This is a genomic window from Tunturiibacter lichenicola (genome assembly GCF_051013355.1).
Lineage (GTDB): Bacteria > Acidobacteriota > Terriglobia > Terriglobales > Acidobacteriaceae > Edaphobacter > Edaphobacter lichenicola_F.
In genome coordinates this window covers 1879729-1891586 of the sequence record NZ_CP132944.1, presented here as the reverse complement: position 1 = coordinate 1891586, position 11858 = coordinate 1879729, and the positions used below count along the sequence as shown (strand labels likewise).

At 59.7% G+C, this 11858-nt stretch carries 12 protein-coding genes; 5 read left to right on the top strand and 7 right to left on the bottom strand.

Annotated elements, in window-relative coordinates; translation table 11 throughout:
- The first annotated feature begins 132 nt into the window (after positions 1–132).
- The 4 genes from RBB82_RS08125 to RBB82_RS08110 all read left to right on the top strand — a co-directional run bounded on the left by RBB82_RS08125 (position 133) and on the right by RBB82_RS08110 (position 3136).
- On the top strand, positions 133–1632 hold the full coding sequence (locus RBB82_RS08125) for a hypothetical protein (protein WP_433974617.1): 1500 nt from the start codon (positions 133–135) through the stop codon (positions 1630–1632).
- 87 nt (positions 1633–1719) lie between these two features.
- The gene (locus tag RBB82_RS08120) at positions 1720–2025 is read left to right on the top strand and encodes a DUF6496 domain-containing protein (RefSeq protein WP_433974616.1); all 306 of its coding nucleotides are present in this window, start codon (positions 1720–1722) and stop codon (positions 2023–2025) included.
- Positions 2026–2027: 2 nt separating this feature from the next.
- On the top strand, positions 2028–2483 hold the full coding sequence (locus RBB82_RS08115) for a nucleoside deaminase (RefSeq protein WP_433974615.1): 456 nt from the start codon (positions 2028–2030) through the stop codon (positions 2481–2483).
- An 89-nt stretch (positions 2484–2572) separates the two neighbouring features.
- Positions 2573–3136 carry a DUF2199 domain-containing protein gene (locus RBB82_RS08110; protein ID WP_433974614.1) on the top strand — a complete coding sequence of 188 codons (564 nt, stop codon included), beginning with the start codon at positions 2573–2575 and terminating at the stop codon, positions 3134–3136.
- A gap of 40 nt (positions 3137–3176) precedes the next feature.
- Here the strand turns inward: RBB82_RS08110 and RBB82_RS08105 are convergent, their stop codons facing one another.
- The 7 genes from RBB82_RS08105 to RBB82_RS08075 all read right to left on the bottom strand — a co-directional run bounded on the left by RBB82_RS08105 (position 3177) and on the right by RBB82_RS08075 (position 10339).
- Positions 3177–4571, bottom strand: coding sequence for an APC family permease (locus RBB82_RS08105; protein ID WP_433974613.1), 1395 nt, complete (start codon positions 4569–4571; stop codon positions 3177–3179).
- 262 nt (positions 4572–4833) lie between these two features.
- Positions 4834–5193 carry an FmdB family zinc ribbon protein gene (locus tag RBB82_RS08100; RefSeq protein ID WP_433974612.1) on the bottom strand — a complete coding sequence of 120 codons (360 nt, stop codon included), beginning with the start codon at positions 5191–5193 and terminating at the stop codon, positions 4834–4836.
- 87 nt (positions 5194–5280) lie between these two features.
- Positions 5281–6903, bottom strand: coding sequence for a phosphoglycerate dehydrogenase (serA, locus tag RBB82_RS08095; protein ID WP_433974611.1), 1623 nt, complete (start codon positions 6901–6903; stop codon positions 5281–5283).
- Between the two features lie 167 nt (positions 6904–7070).
- Positions 7071–7889, bottom strand: coding sequence for an alpha/beta fold hydrolase (locus tag RBB82_RS08090; RefSeq protein ID WP_433974610.1), 819 nt, complete (start codon positions 7887–7889; stop codon positions 7071–7073).
- Positions 7890–7914: 25 nt separating this feature from the next.
- Entirely contained in the window at positions 7915–9081 is a 1167-nt protein-coding gene (locus RBB82_RS08085; protein ID WP_433974609.1) for a glutathionylspermidine synthase family protein, read from the bottom strand.
- Between the two features lie 30 nt (positions 9082–9111).
- Positions 9112–9531, bottom strand: coding sequence for a hypothetical protein (locus tag RBB82_RS08080; RefSeq protein ID WP_433974608.1), 420 nt, complete (start codon positions 9529–9531; stop codon positions 9112–9114).
- Positions 9532–9565: 34 nt separating this feature from the next.
- Positions 9566–10339 (bottom strand): glutaminyl-peptide cyclotransferase, encoded by a 774-nt coding sequence (locus tag RBB82_RS08075; RefSeq protein WP_433974607.1) that lies wholly within the window; start codon positions 10337–10339, stop codon positions 9566–9568.
- A gap of 354 nt (positions 10340–10693) precedes the next feature.
- Here RBB82_RS08075 and RBB82_RS08070 point away from each other — a divergent pair, with 354 nt between their 5' ends.
- The gene (locus RBB82_RS08070; RefSeq protein WP_433974605.1) at positions 10694–11839 is read left to right on the top strand and encodes a ScyD/ScyE family protein; all 1146 of its coding nucleotides are present in this window, start codon (positions 10694–10696) and stop codon (positions 11837–11839) included.
- Positions 11840–11858: the final 19 nt, after the last annotated feature.

Here is an 11858-nt window from a genome sequence, read left to right as displayed (position 1 = left end):
CGATTCAGTAGTGTCGGCAAACCTAGTATTTTTTGAGTTCAAATAAGTTCGTGCGTCGGGCGCGGCGTAGCGTTTAATGGGCGGATGCGCGTACGTCTCTCGTCTTCCAGGAATCTTTGTCGTGGAGTGTTTGTGAGCGTTTTTCTGGCTCTGATCGGGTGCAGGAGCGAGGCTCCGTATGTTGTGCCTGAGGAGCCGATGCCGGCGAACACGGTGCTGCTGTCGCAGATGATGCGGGAGCTGTCGGCCACGCCGGGATTTACTGACGCGCTGCTGGCACGGCTGAATGAGGGCGGCAAGAAGGGTCCGGCGTTGATGACCCCGGCGCTGATGAAGAGGCTGCGTGAGCTGATTCTTGGTAAGGATTGGCAGGCGCTCGACAGGTTTCCGGGATGGACGATGCAGGAGGTCACCCCAACGGTCGGCGTAATCTCGCGCGTGGTGAAGCACCCGGACACGCCGCCGGGGACGCCATCGGGCGCGCCAACGGAGACCTGGCCGAATGGTGTCGACAGAGGTGTGATTGCGGAGTATCTCGACCTGGGGGCGTACTCGCCTGAGAGGGTGGAGACGGTGAGTCTGGATGCGCCGTCGACGCTGCCGGAACTTTCGAATGCGACGCTGGTGACAACGTTGGGTGCCGGCGTGGTGCGAGGGGATGTGGCGAATCCGAAGCTTGCGCCGATGCACTCGGACAGTCAACGGCTGGCGGATGTGTTGAATCGTCTGGGGCTGAATGCGTTGGATGGTGCCGCGACGGTGACGGCTGAGGTGGCGGGTAAGACGGCGACGACTCCACAGGCGTTGATTCAGGCGTTGATGGAGACGGGACATACCGTGACGGTTTTTGATTCGCGGTACTTCGCGAACTTCGGCCACTTTCATTTCAAGGGCCAGGATGTGATGATGCCGTTCTTTGTGAATTCGCAGATTGCGATTCCGGGGACGAAGCCGGTCTTTGGGCGCGCGCGCTCGCTGCTGGTGCCGGTGAGCCATGCGGAGTATGAGTGGGAGATTCGCGGGCCGAAGGTGAATGCGGATGTGAGTTGGTACTTCGGCATCGACGGCAGAGCGGAGTTTCGCACGATGGACACGCTGGATCAGGCGTGGGTGCTGGGGCGCCATGCGCATGAGTATCGCGATGCGGATGCGGTTGAGGTGACGCGGTTGGTTGGGAAATTTCTGATCATGTACGTGCATCAGCATCTGGCACGGCCCGATCTGCCGTTTGGTGGATACTACCCGCTGGGTGTGTGCCAGGATGGCGTGGCTGCGATTGAGAACAAGATGACGGGCCATGACACGTTGTTTCCGAACACCGCGGATGGAGCGTTGTTTGATGATCCTCGCGACGCCGAGGTGAACGCGATGATGCTCGCGATACCGAAGGACAGGAATGGAGTGCCTCCTTCGCCTGAGAGGATCTTTGGCTCGCTGCCGGTGACGGACTTCAACTTGATTACGATTCCGGGGCTGGCTGCGGATCTGGATGCGGTGTATGGGGCGTGGCAGGATGGCTCGCTGGAGCGGACGCCTTCGTGGATACGGAAGATGACGTTGCGGGTTGTAGGCGCAACGGCGCTGGTGCTGCTAGCGGGAGTTGTGTTGTGGAGACGAAGACGGAGACAATGATTTGTGTTGGTGTTGTCGATTCGATGTGAGCTCTTGATGCAACGTTGATGCGGTGTTGTGGCCTCTTACGTGTTAGGAGGCAAAACCATGGCAACGAAAAAAGCGGTGAAGAAGGCATCGAGTAAGAAAACGGCGACGAAGAAGACAGCGGCTAAGAAAGCTCCTGCGAAGAAGGCAGCAAAGAAGACGGCTTCGAAGAAGAGTTCGGCACGGAAGTACAGTCCTTCGGCGAGCAAGAACGTTGAGACTGAGATGCGAGAGATGAAGAAGGGCACGTTGAAGAGTGGTCGCAGCGGCAAGAAGGTGACCAATCCGAAACAGGCGATTGCGATTGGTTTGTCAGAGGCACGGAAGGCTGGTAAGAAGGTTCCGCCGCCACCAGAGAAAGGATAGGAATGACGGAGGTTGAACGGTATCGCGCGATGTTGGAGGTCGCGCTCGAAGAGGCCCGCACCGGGCGGAGCGAGGGTGGTGTTCCGATCGGTGCGGCCTTGTTTGATGGGGATGGAAAGCTGTTGGCCTCGGGACGGAATCGCAGGGTGCAGCAGGATGATCCGTCGGTGCATGGAGAGACGGATGCGTTTCGGCGAGCGGGTAGACAGCGGTCTTACAAGGACAAGGTGATGGTGACGACGCTCGCACCTTGCTGGTACTGCAGCGGGCTGATTCGGCAGTTTGGGATTCGTACGCTGGTTGTTGGAGAGAGTAGGAACTTCGCTGGTGGTGTGGAGTGGTTGAAGGAGCTTGGGGTTAAGGTGATTGATCTCGACTCGCAGGAGTGTTCGGATCTGCTGACGGGGTTTATCGCGGAACGCCCTGAGATTTGGAACGAGGATATCGGCGAGGAGTAGTGGTCTTCGGCGCCAAGGCCAGATATTTTTTCTGATGGCTGCGTTCGTTTAAAGAGTGCTGTCGGGATCAGGTGTGAAAAAATAGATGGATGAGCAGTGATTTACAGAATGGTTTTGGATGCAGCGTTTGTGGCGAGCGTCATGTTTTGCCGTTGAGCTACAGCGTGAAGGCTCCGTTGGCTGCGGCGGCGATTCCTGGTGATGAACTGGAGCAGCGGGTCGTGATTACGCCCGATCAGTGCGTGATCGATGGCAGGGATTTTTATCTTCGCGGACGGATTCTTGTGCCGGTGATTGGTTTGGATGAGCCGTTTGTTTGGGGTATCTGGGTCGAGGTGAGTCCGAAGAACTTCGTGAAGACGAATGAGCTTTGGACTGTTGAGGGAAGAGAGAATGAACCGGCGTTTCCGGGTTGGCTGAACTCGCAACTGCCTGTGTTCGGTGATACGTACAACCTTGAAGTGAGTGTTCAGACGCAGCCGGTGGGGCAGCGTCCTCAGTTCACTGTGGTTGATGAGGATCATCCGCTTGCGGTGGAGCAGCGCAACGGCATTACGATGGAACGGATCGAAGAGATCGCGGAGATGATGCTGCATCCCGAGGTGCTTGTCCTGCCGGACGGGCCTCCTGCGCGGAGTGCGGTCACTTCGTGACTTTGGTACTTTTTTTTGCCGTGAATCTCTGGTCGGCGGTCTAGATTGCCTGGTTGCTGCGGGACGTGATTGCGAACCACGCCATGCCGCTGAGTATGTAAGCGAGATAGACGTACGGGAGCCAGTTGTAGGGGCGCTCCGGTACGGGGTAGAGCGTGCCCGCAAGCGCGAGAAGCATCGCCGCTGTTGCCGCGACGGAGAGCAGCAGTGGCGTTTTGGTGAGGGTGTGATTACGCTTGAGGTAGATCGGTAGCGCGATCGCGGCCAGACCATAGGTGGTGATGAAGCCGTAGACGGCGAGCGAGCCCATCCAGCCATAGATGTCTGTTCCGGCCACGCCGCGTAGGGCCAGAATGCAGACGGGCAGCGCGGTGAGCAGTCCAGTGACGAGGACGGCGGAGCCGGGGGTGGCGTTTTTGCGATGGGCCGTGCCGAGGCGGTTGTGAACGAGGCCATTGTGACCCATGCGCATAAGGACGCGCGCGGCTGCGGTGATGCAGGCAAGGGTGCAGGCGAACATGCTGACGAGAGCGCCGAAATCGATGAAGGGGCCGAGTATGTTGACACCGGCGAGAGTGGCGAGGGTCCGCATGGGCGCTGTGGATTCACCGAGATTTTGGTGTGCGGTGTGCATGCCGAGTGTTTCGAGGTAGGCGCAGAGGATGAAGAAGGCGCCGGTGAAGATGGCGCTTTGGATGACGGCGCGAGGGATGGTGCGAAGCGGGTTGGTGGCTTCGGCGCCTAGGGTGGTGGCGCTCTCAAATCCTACGAAGCTGAAGAGGGAGAGTACAACGCCGAGACGAACTGCGGAGGGCGTGACGTGCTGCAGATGGAGTTGGTCGTGGTCGATGTGGAGGCCGTTGCGCCAGAGCAGCAGTGCAAGAACGATGGCGATGAGTGTGACAGAGATGGCTTCGATCCAGAGCATGAGGCGCGCTGAGACCTGCACGTCGCGATAGGCGATGAAGGTTGAGACGCCGACGCAGAGGATCGCGAGGATCGCGGTTGGCGCGGTTCTTCCGGTGATGGAGAGAAGAAAGACGTTGGCGTAGTGGAGGAAGCCGCCGGCGACGGACGCCCCCGTGGCGATGTATGCGAGCAGAAGTGCCCAGGCTGCGATACCGCTGACGGCAGGTGGAAGGCCGGAGGTTGCGTAGGTGTAGAGCGAGCCGGAGCAGGAGGTGTAACGGGCGAAGCGGCTGATGCAGAGGGCGATGAGCAGAATGGTTGCGGTGGCGAAGAGGTAGGCGAGCCAAGTCCCGTTGCCTGCGAGGACGAAGACCAGAGGGATGGTCATGGTTGGCGTGGTTGTGGGTGCGATGGTGGAGACGGATTGAGCGAGGGTCTCCATCGGCGAGAGGATGTTTGCGCGCAGGCCTGGTGGGGCGGTAAGGGGAGCAGCGGACTCGGATAGTGTGGCTGCGTTCTGCTCCATGATGCTGGTCTCCTCTTGCGCTGTGGCGATAGCGGTGAATGTGCAGATGCGAAGCCGATGTGGGTTGGCTTAGGTGCTTATTCTTCTGTGGCTGACTGGGAGTTAGAGAGAGGATAGCTGAAGATGGCCTGAGCACGAAGTATTATCTTGCGCTGGGATGCAACTGCAAGTGCGTGCTGCGCGCACGGCGCGATCTGCCATCGAGGCTGAAGCGCCTTTCGGCGCGTCTTTTCTGGTCAGCCAGTTCGAGTGAGTGGTTCGGCTATTTGTTTGAGGACGAGGTGGTCGCTGCAGGCGCTGCTGCCGGTGCTGGTGCAGAGGCTGGGGTGCTGCTGCTCGAAGAGTCGGCGCTGGATTTTGACTCGCCGCCGGACTTCGATTCGCTGCTCTTTCCATCGCCGTTGCTCTTTGCGCTTGCGCCGTCGCCTGAAGATTTGGGTTTGGCGTTGCCGTAGCCGTCCGCGTACCAGCCACCGCCTTTGAAGCTGACAGCAGGCGCGGAGATGACACGCTCAAGATGGCCGCTGCAGTAGGGGCAGACGGTGATCTCGGGGTCGGAGAACTTCTGGATCTTTTCAGTGTGCTTGTGGCAGGTGGTGCATTCGTATTCGTAGAGCGGCATGATGTTCTTTCTGTACTTCCAGCTTAACTTAATGTGATGCGGGATGAGGCCTGACGATGCGATTTCAGGCCTCATCCCGTGAGTGCGTTAGAGCTTGCCCAGTTCGATAAGACGAACGCTGGCAATGGCTTCTACCTTGCGCAGCGCTTCGATGGCTGCGGTTGCGGATGCGGCGTTGGGGACGTCGATCTGTACGACGGCAAGAGCCTGTCCCTGCGGAACGCGGTGGCTTTGCGTAGAGTGCGCGCGGCCCAGAGCGAAGTTGGCGATGTTGACGGAGTGCTCGCCGAGGATGGTACCGATGCGGCCAACGACGCCGGGGACGTCGTGGTTGCGGATGGAGACGAGAGTGCCGTGGAGTGGCGCCTCGATGTCGATGCCGTCGTAGGTGAGCAAGCGGGGTGAGGTGCCGTGAAGGACCGTCGCGGAGGCGCTGGCGTCGCCGTCGGAGGAGTGAAGGACGATCTTGAGGACCGAACCTGCGCCGCCGGTGGTGAACTCCTTTTTGTCTTCCTGGATGCGAATGCCGCGCTCGGCCGCGATGGCAGCGGCGTTGATGCGGTTCGCTGTGCTGCCGCCGTCTGTGCCCGAGAAGATGCCGGCGATTGCGGCGTTGCGGATGAGGTCGGTTTTACCGGCGGCGATGCGGCCGGTGTAGGTGATCTGGATGTTTTCGAGGTTGCCGGGTGTGGCGTGGGCGAGGAAGTGGCCGAGGCGCTCTGCCATCTCGATGAAGGGCGCGATCTCTTTGTACTCTTCGTGTGAGAGCGATGGGAGGTTGACCGCGTTCTGCACGACGCCGAGCTTGAGGTAGTCGCGAACCTGCATCGCGAGCTGGATGCCGATGGCCTCCTGCGCTTCGTCGGTAGCTCCGGCGATGTGCGGGGAGAGGATGACGTTGTCGAGGTTGTAGAAGGGCGATTCTTTGAGCGGCTCTTGATGGAAGACGTCGAGGGCTGCTCCGCCGACGTGGCCGGATTTGATGCCGTCGGCGAGGGCTTGTTCGACGATGAGCTCGCCGCGGGCGCAGTTGATGATGCGAATGCCCTTCTTCATGATCTTGATGGAGGTCGAGTTGATGAGGCCTTCGGTCTGCGTGGTGAGGCCGACGTGGAGGGTGAGGTAGTCGGACTCTTTGAAGATGTCGTCGATGGGGACGAGGGTGACGTTGTTCTCGCGGGCGATGACGGGAGCAACGAACGGGTCGTAGCCGATGATGTTCATGCCAAAGCTGGCGGCGCGGCGGGCGACCTCTAGGCCAATGCGCCCGAGGCCGACGATGCCCAGGGTCTTGCCGCGGAGCTCCTGGCCTTGCAGGGATTTTTTGTCCCACTTGCCGGCGTGCATGGTGGAGTTGGCGCGGGGGATGGCGCGGGCGAGCGAGATCATGAGGCCGAGGGTGAGCTCGGCTACGGCGACGGCGTTGGCGCCGGGGGTGTTCATGACGACGATGCCGCGATGGGTGGCGGCGTCGGTGTCGATGTTGTCGACGCCTACACCGGCGCGGCCGATGACGCGGAGCTTGGGGGCCGACTCAAGGAGCTTCGCGTCGGCCTGGACGGCGGAGCGGACGACGAGCGCGTCGGCATCAGCGAGTTCGGCGGCTAGGCCGTTTTTAATCTGGTCGGGGGTGACGATCTGCCAGCCTGGTTCCTGTTGAAAGACGGCGAGGGTCGCGGGAGAGACTTTTTCAGCGAGTACGATCTTCATGAATCTTCTGATTCCTCTTCTTCTTGCTTGTGGGAGCAAAGTGGCCGCGCGGGGCGGTTTGGGACGGGAAAACATGGAGACAGTGCAAGTATCTAGTGTACTTGGGATTGAGTTTGGACGGGATTTTGATGGCGCGGGAGGGTTTCTCTGGCGTGCGCAGCCGGATCTTATCTCGTTTGAGGCAGCACTTTGCGTAAGAATGAGAGCATCGCGGTATTGAACTGCTGAGGCCGCTGCAGCGGTGCGAAGTGGCTGACATCATTGAGCAGGACCAGCTCGGCGTTTGGAATGCTGCCGGCCAGATACTCGGCGTGGTCGTGGCGGATGAACTCGTCGTGCTCGCTTTGAACGATTGAGACGGGCACGCTGATCTGAGCCAGGTCGTGCTGCGTGTAGTTGGGTTGCGTCTTCTCCATGAGGCTGACGGCGTCGACGAACTCATTGAATTCATCCGGGGTGGGAGATAGCGCGGCGTAGTCCTGCATGTGCCGGGAGAAGCATCGGTGCATCGTTGGGTTGGGTTCCAGCGGCTTCAGGCCACTTGGGTCCATGTTGCAGCCGAAGAAGAAGATGCCCGCGAAGCGTGTAGGAGCTTTTGCCGCGAGGATCATGGCGATACATGCGCCGTCGCTCCAACCTACGACGCTTGCGGGCCGTTCGAGGTGCAGTGCGTCCATCACGGCCAGGACGTCAGACGCCATGAGTTCGTAGGTGTATGGTCGCGCATCGCGGGTACTGCGGCCGTGGCCGCGGCTGTCGATCAAGATTGCCTGATAGCCGCTCGCTACTAGCGCGGGGACTTGATAGCCCCAGTTACCGCCGTGACCGAAACCTCCATGCAGCAGGATGACAGGTTCGCCGGAGCCGTAGGTGCTGTACCAGATTCGGGCTGCGTCATGTTCGACGTAAGCCTGATTGTTTGCGACGGGCAAAGGCGCGGCGCCGTGCGCTTCGAAGTTGATTAGCTCGTCGTCGATAATTTCCATTCGATCTCAGTGAGAGGCGATCTTTCTAGACGAAGAAGTGGGGAACGAAGGAGCTGAGGTTGTCGGTGATGGGATTGAATGATTCGCGAACGCCGAGGCCGCAGCAGTCCTGATCGATCATCCACAGGCCGAGGACGGTGTGGCGATGGTCGAAGACTGCGTCGGGGGTGAGCGCCTGGATGATCTGGCGGCCTTCGTACGGGCCGGGGGTAGTGGCGACGGTGGCGCCGTCGCGGACGAGCGTAATGTTCGCGCCTTCGCGGGACATGAGTGGCTTGCGGACGTAGCTGCTCATGGTGGCGGAGCTGCTGTTGTCCACGAAGTGGGCTTCGAGGAGGAGTTCGTGGTTGGGGTAGAGATCCCACAGGACGGGAAGGATGCCTTTGTTGGAGAGCAGCATCTTCCAGATGGGCTCGATCCAGCGAATGCTGGTGTAGGTGTCGATGGCGTGTGGGGCAAACTCCTCCTGAAGCATGGCCTCCCAGGGGTAGAGCTTGAAGATGGAGAACATGGGCTGCTCGTCGGGATCGAGGAAGAGTTGCTGCTCGTCATTCCAGCCGATCTCGTTCATGAACATCTGTAACGTGTTGAGCCCGGCTTGTTGTGCGGTGTCGCGGAGGTAGGTGACGGTGAGCTGGTCTTCGGGGTTGTCGAGCGCGGCGAAGTAGATGGGTTTCGAGAGGTAGGGGTCGATGTCCTTCCACTTGGCGATGAGCTTTTCGTGAATGGAGTTGAACTGGTCGGGTTTGGCGGAGACGAGCGATGATGGCATGTCCTTCAGCCAGTGCCACTGAACGACGGAGGCTTCGAGGAGCGAGGTTGGGGTGTCGGCGTTGTACTCGAGGAGCTTGGGTGCGTGGCCCGATTGCGCGCCTGCCCATGAGAGATCGAAGCGACCGTAGAGCGCTGGCGGCTCGTTGTTCCATGCCCACTCGATCGCTTCGATGGCAAAGTCGGGGATGTCGAGTTCGGCGTAGCGGCGCTCATCGATGATGTGCTGCGCGGCGGCGAGACACATCTCCTGGAGCTTGTTGCCTGCTGCTTCAAGGGTGTCGATCTCGGCTGCGGTGAAGCTGTAGGCGGCGGACTCGTCCCAGTAGGGCGTGCCGTTGTCGAGCGTGTGAAAGGTGAGGCCAATGGACTCGACCTTTTGCTGCCAGCCTTCGCGCGGGGTGAGGGTGATGCGCTGCATGAGTCTCCTGAGGTGTTTGTGTCGCCGCTGTTACTCGCCTGCGCTTCCGCCGTGTCCGCTACCTTCACCGCTGCTGCTGTGGCTTCCACTGCCAGAGAAAAAGCGGCCGAAGCCTCCGCGAATGGTTATTCCGGAGCGGTTGGCATAGCTGCGACCGGCGATCGGGGCATAGCCACCACCACCAACTAAGCCGCCGAGGCCATAGCCACCCCAACCACCATAGTAGTAGCGGTAGGGAATGAGAATGGGGAGGAAGCCGCCGTGGCCGTCTGGTCGTTGCTGCTGCTGGATGCCTTGCTGGTCAGCGGGAAGGTTGGCGCAGAACTTGTCGTCGACGACGTGGTTTTGTTCATCGACACAGCGCTGCATTTCTGGTTTTTGGCAGCCGGTAAGCATCGAGAGGGCGGTAGCGGCGAGGAGTGGAGCGGCGACTTGGGTTGAGCGGCGCATATGGTTCGGGTGTCGTTGAAAGAGTAGCAGGGAGCTACTTCGATTTTGGAACGATTTTGATCTCGAAGACGGTTGGCCACTGCTTTCCAGTGACAAAGAGGCGGTCTTTCTTTGCGTCGTAGGCGATACCGTTCAGGACAGATTCGGCGTTGACGCGCTGGTCGTCGGGAAGCAGGCCCGCGCAGTCGATCCAGGCGATAACGTGGCCGTCGATCGGCGAGATACGTGCGATGCGGTCGGAGTGCCAGATGTTGGCGTAGATCTCGCCTTTGATGTATTCGAGCTCGTTGAGCTGGTCGATGGTCTTGGAGCCCTCTTTGACGACGATATGACGGATCTCGTCGAGGGTGTTGGGGTTGCGGAAGCGGAGGGTGGCGGTGCCGTCGCTGGTGATCAGCTCCTTTGCCGTGCGCGTCATGCCCCAGCCTTCGCCCCCGTAGTGAAACTGGCTGACGATGCGCAGGGAGAAGCGATCCAGCACGAAGCCGGTGTGCGACTGCCAGGTCCATTGCAGGAGGTTCGGCCCCCAGTCGATGACGCCTTCGCCGAAATACTTCGATGGTAGATCGAAGCGCTGCACCGGGTTGCCGGTCTCGGGCTGTGTCACCACGACGCCAGAGTGGCCGTTCAAACCGATGCCTTCGTAGAAGAGACCGTTGAGGTAGAAGAAGCCTTCGGTGTAGCTGTCGGTGGAGTGCGGATACTTCGCGACGACCTTGTAGCCATAGATAGGAGCAGCGGCGCAGTTGGCGACGAGGAGGGCCAGGGCAAGAGCGACCTTCGTCGCGAAGAGTTTTTGGAGAGACATCGAGGGCCTGCTGCCTATTTTACGTCTGCAGTCGATCTCTGAACGTCCTTGTTCTGATGGGCTTATCTATACCTCGCAGCAGGCCTCGCAGCAGGCCTCGCAGCAGGCCTGACAGCAGCGCCTGGAAGCCGCTTGATGACAAGAAAATAGACTCGGGTATAGGATGATGCCGCTGAGAGGCGCACGTCTCAGACTCAGACTATTCGACGGTCTTAGTCTTGGAGCGCAGATGCCAGGACGGCACTACGCACCTTTCGCAGGCCCCAGGCCCCCACTACGTACGACCGTATGACGTAAGGCCGGAAAGCCGGCCCTATACGCGTTTAATTGCGATTCAAACCGAGGAGATTTTCCATGAAGAGAACTAAATTCGCTTCGTCGTTTTTGTGTGCCGTTGTTGTTGCGAGCGGCGTGTCGGGAGTTCAGATGCTGGCGCAGTTGCCGGCGAATGCGACGGTGTATGCCTCGGGATTGGAGGGGCCGAGGGGGTTGGCGTTTGGGCGCGATGGGACTCTTTACGTCGCGGAAGCCGGGCTGGGCGGGACTGTGCTTACTTCACCAAAGACGTGCATGCAGGTGCCGAACATTGGGCCTTATAAGGGAGGATTGACTGCGCGGATCTCGAAGATCGATACAAACGGAACCAGGACGACGCTGAGCAGAGGACTTCCCTCGGCGGTGGACGTCATGGGCGATGTGCTGGGCGTTGCGGACGTAGTGTTTCAGAACGGAAACCTGTATGCCGTAACGGCGGGAGGAGGATGTTCGCATGGAAATACGGCCTTCCCGAATGCGCTGCTTCAGGTGGATTTGAAAGATGGAAGCTGGAAGACGGTCGCGAATCTGAGTCGTGCTCTCGTTGAGTTTCCGGCGAAGATTACGAGCCCCGATGACTTTGAGCCGGATGGGACGTGGTATGGGCTCATCAGCTCGAACGGTAGCCTGATCACTGTGGAACCGAATCATGGACAGGTGTTCTCGGTGACCACTGGCGGCAGGGTAAGTCAGGTGATTGATGTCTCAGCTTCGCAGGGTCATATTGTGCCGACTTCGCTGATAGAAGAGCAGGGCGTGCTGTACGTCGGGAATCTGAATCTGTTTCCGATCGATCCGCAGTGGGCGAAGGTGATGACGGTTGCGAGAGGTGTTTTGATTCAGAATCCGCTGCCCGGATTCAATGGACCGATTGACTCGTTCTTCAACTGGAATATTGTGAGCTCGAAGGCTGGGTTTACGACGATCGTTTCGATGAAGGTTGGACCGGATGGATTGTTGTATGTGCTGGAGTTGTCGGATGCTGCGGGATTTCCAACGCCGGGAGCGGGAAAGGTTGTGAGGGTTACGCGCTCCGGCGCCATTCAGAACGTGGTAACCGGGCTTGCAGTGCCGACGGGTATGACATTTGGGCCGGATGGACGGCTGTACGTGTCGAATCTCGGGGCCGCTCCGCAGGGAACTCCGGGGCAGATCCTGCGGATCGATGTGCCGTCAGCGTGGTAGGGAGGCCAAGTGAAAAAGG

Coding starts and splice junctions, on each gene's coding strand:
- serA (WP_433974611.1), bottom strand. CDS start 6,903: ATGAAGATCGTACTCGCTGAAAAAGTCTCTCCCGCGACCCTCGCCGTC.
- RBB82_RS08075 (WP_433974607.1), bottom strand. CDS start 10,339: ATGTCTCTCCAAAAACTCTTCGCGACGAAGGTCGCTCTTGCCCTGGCC.
- RBB82_RS08120 (WP_433974616.1), top strand. CDS start 1,720: ATGGCAACGAAAAAAGCGGTGAAGAAGGCATCGAGTAAGAAAACGGCG.
- RBB82_RS08085 (WP_433974609.1), bottom strand. CDS start 9,081: ATGCAGCGCATCACCCTCACCCCGCGCGAAGGCTGGCAGCAAAAGGTC.
- RBB82_RS08115 (WP_433974615.1), top strand. CDS start 2,028: ATGACGGAGGTTGAACGGTATCGCGCGATGTTGGAGGTCGCGCTCGAA.
- RBB82_RS08080 (WP_433974608.1), bottom strand. CDS start 9,531: ATGCGCCGCTCAACCCAAGTCGCCGCTCCACTCCTCGCCGCTACCGCC.
- RBB82_RS08070 (WP_433974605.1), top strand. CDS start 10,694: ATGAAGAGAACTAAATTCGCTTCGTCGTTTTTGTGTGCCGTTGTTGTT.
- RBB82_RS08090 (WP_433974610.1), bottom strand. CDS start 7,889: ATGGAAATTATCGACGACGAGCTAATCAACTTCGAAGCGCACGGCGCC.
- RBB82_RS08105 (WP_433974613.1), bottom strand. CDS start 4,571: ATGGAGCAGAACGCAGCCACACTATCCGAGTCCGCTGCTCCCCTTACC.
- RBB82_RS08110 (WP_433974614.1), top strand. CDS start 2,573: ATGAGCAGTGATTTACAGAATGGTTTTGGATGCAGCGTTTGTGGCGAG.
- RBB82_RS08100 (WP_433974612.1), bottom strand. CDS start 5,193: ATGCCGCTCTACGAATACGAATGCACCACCTGCCACAAGCACACTGAA.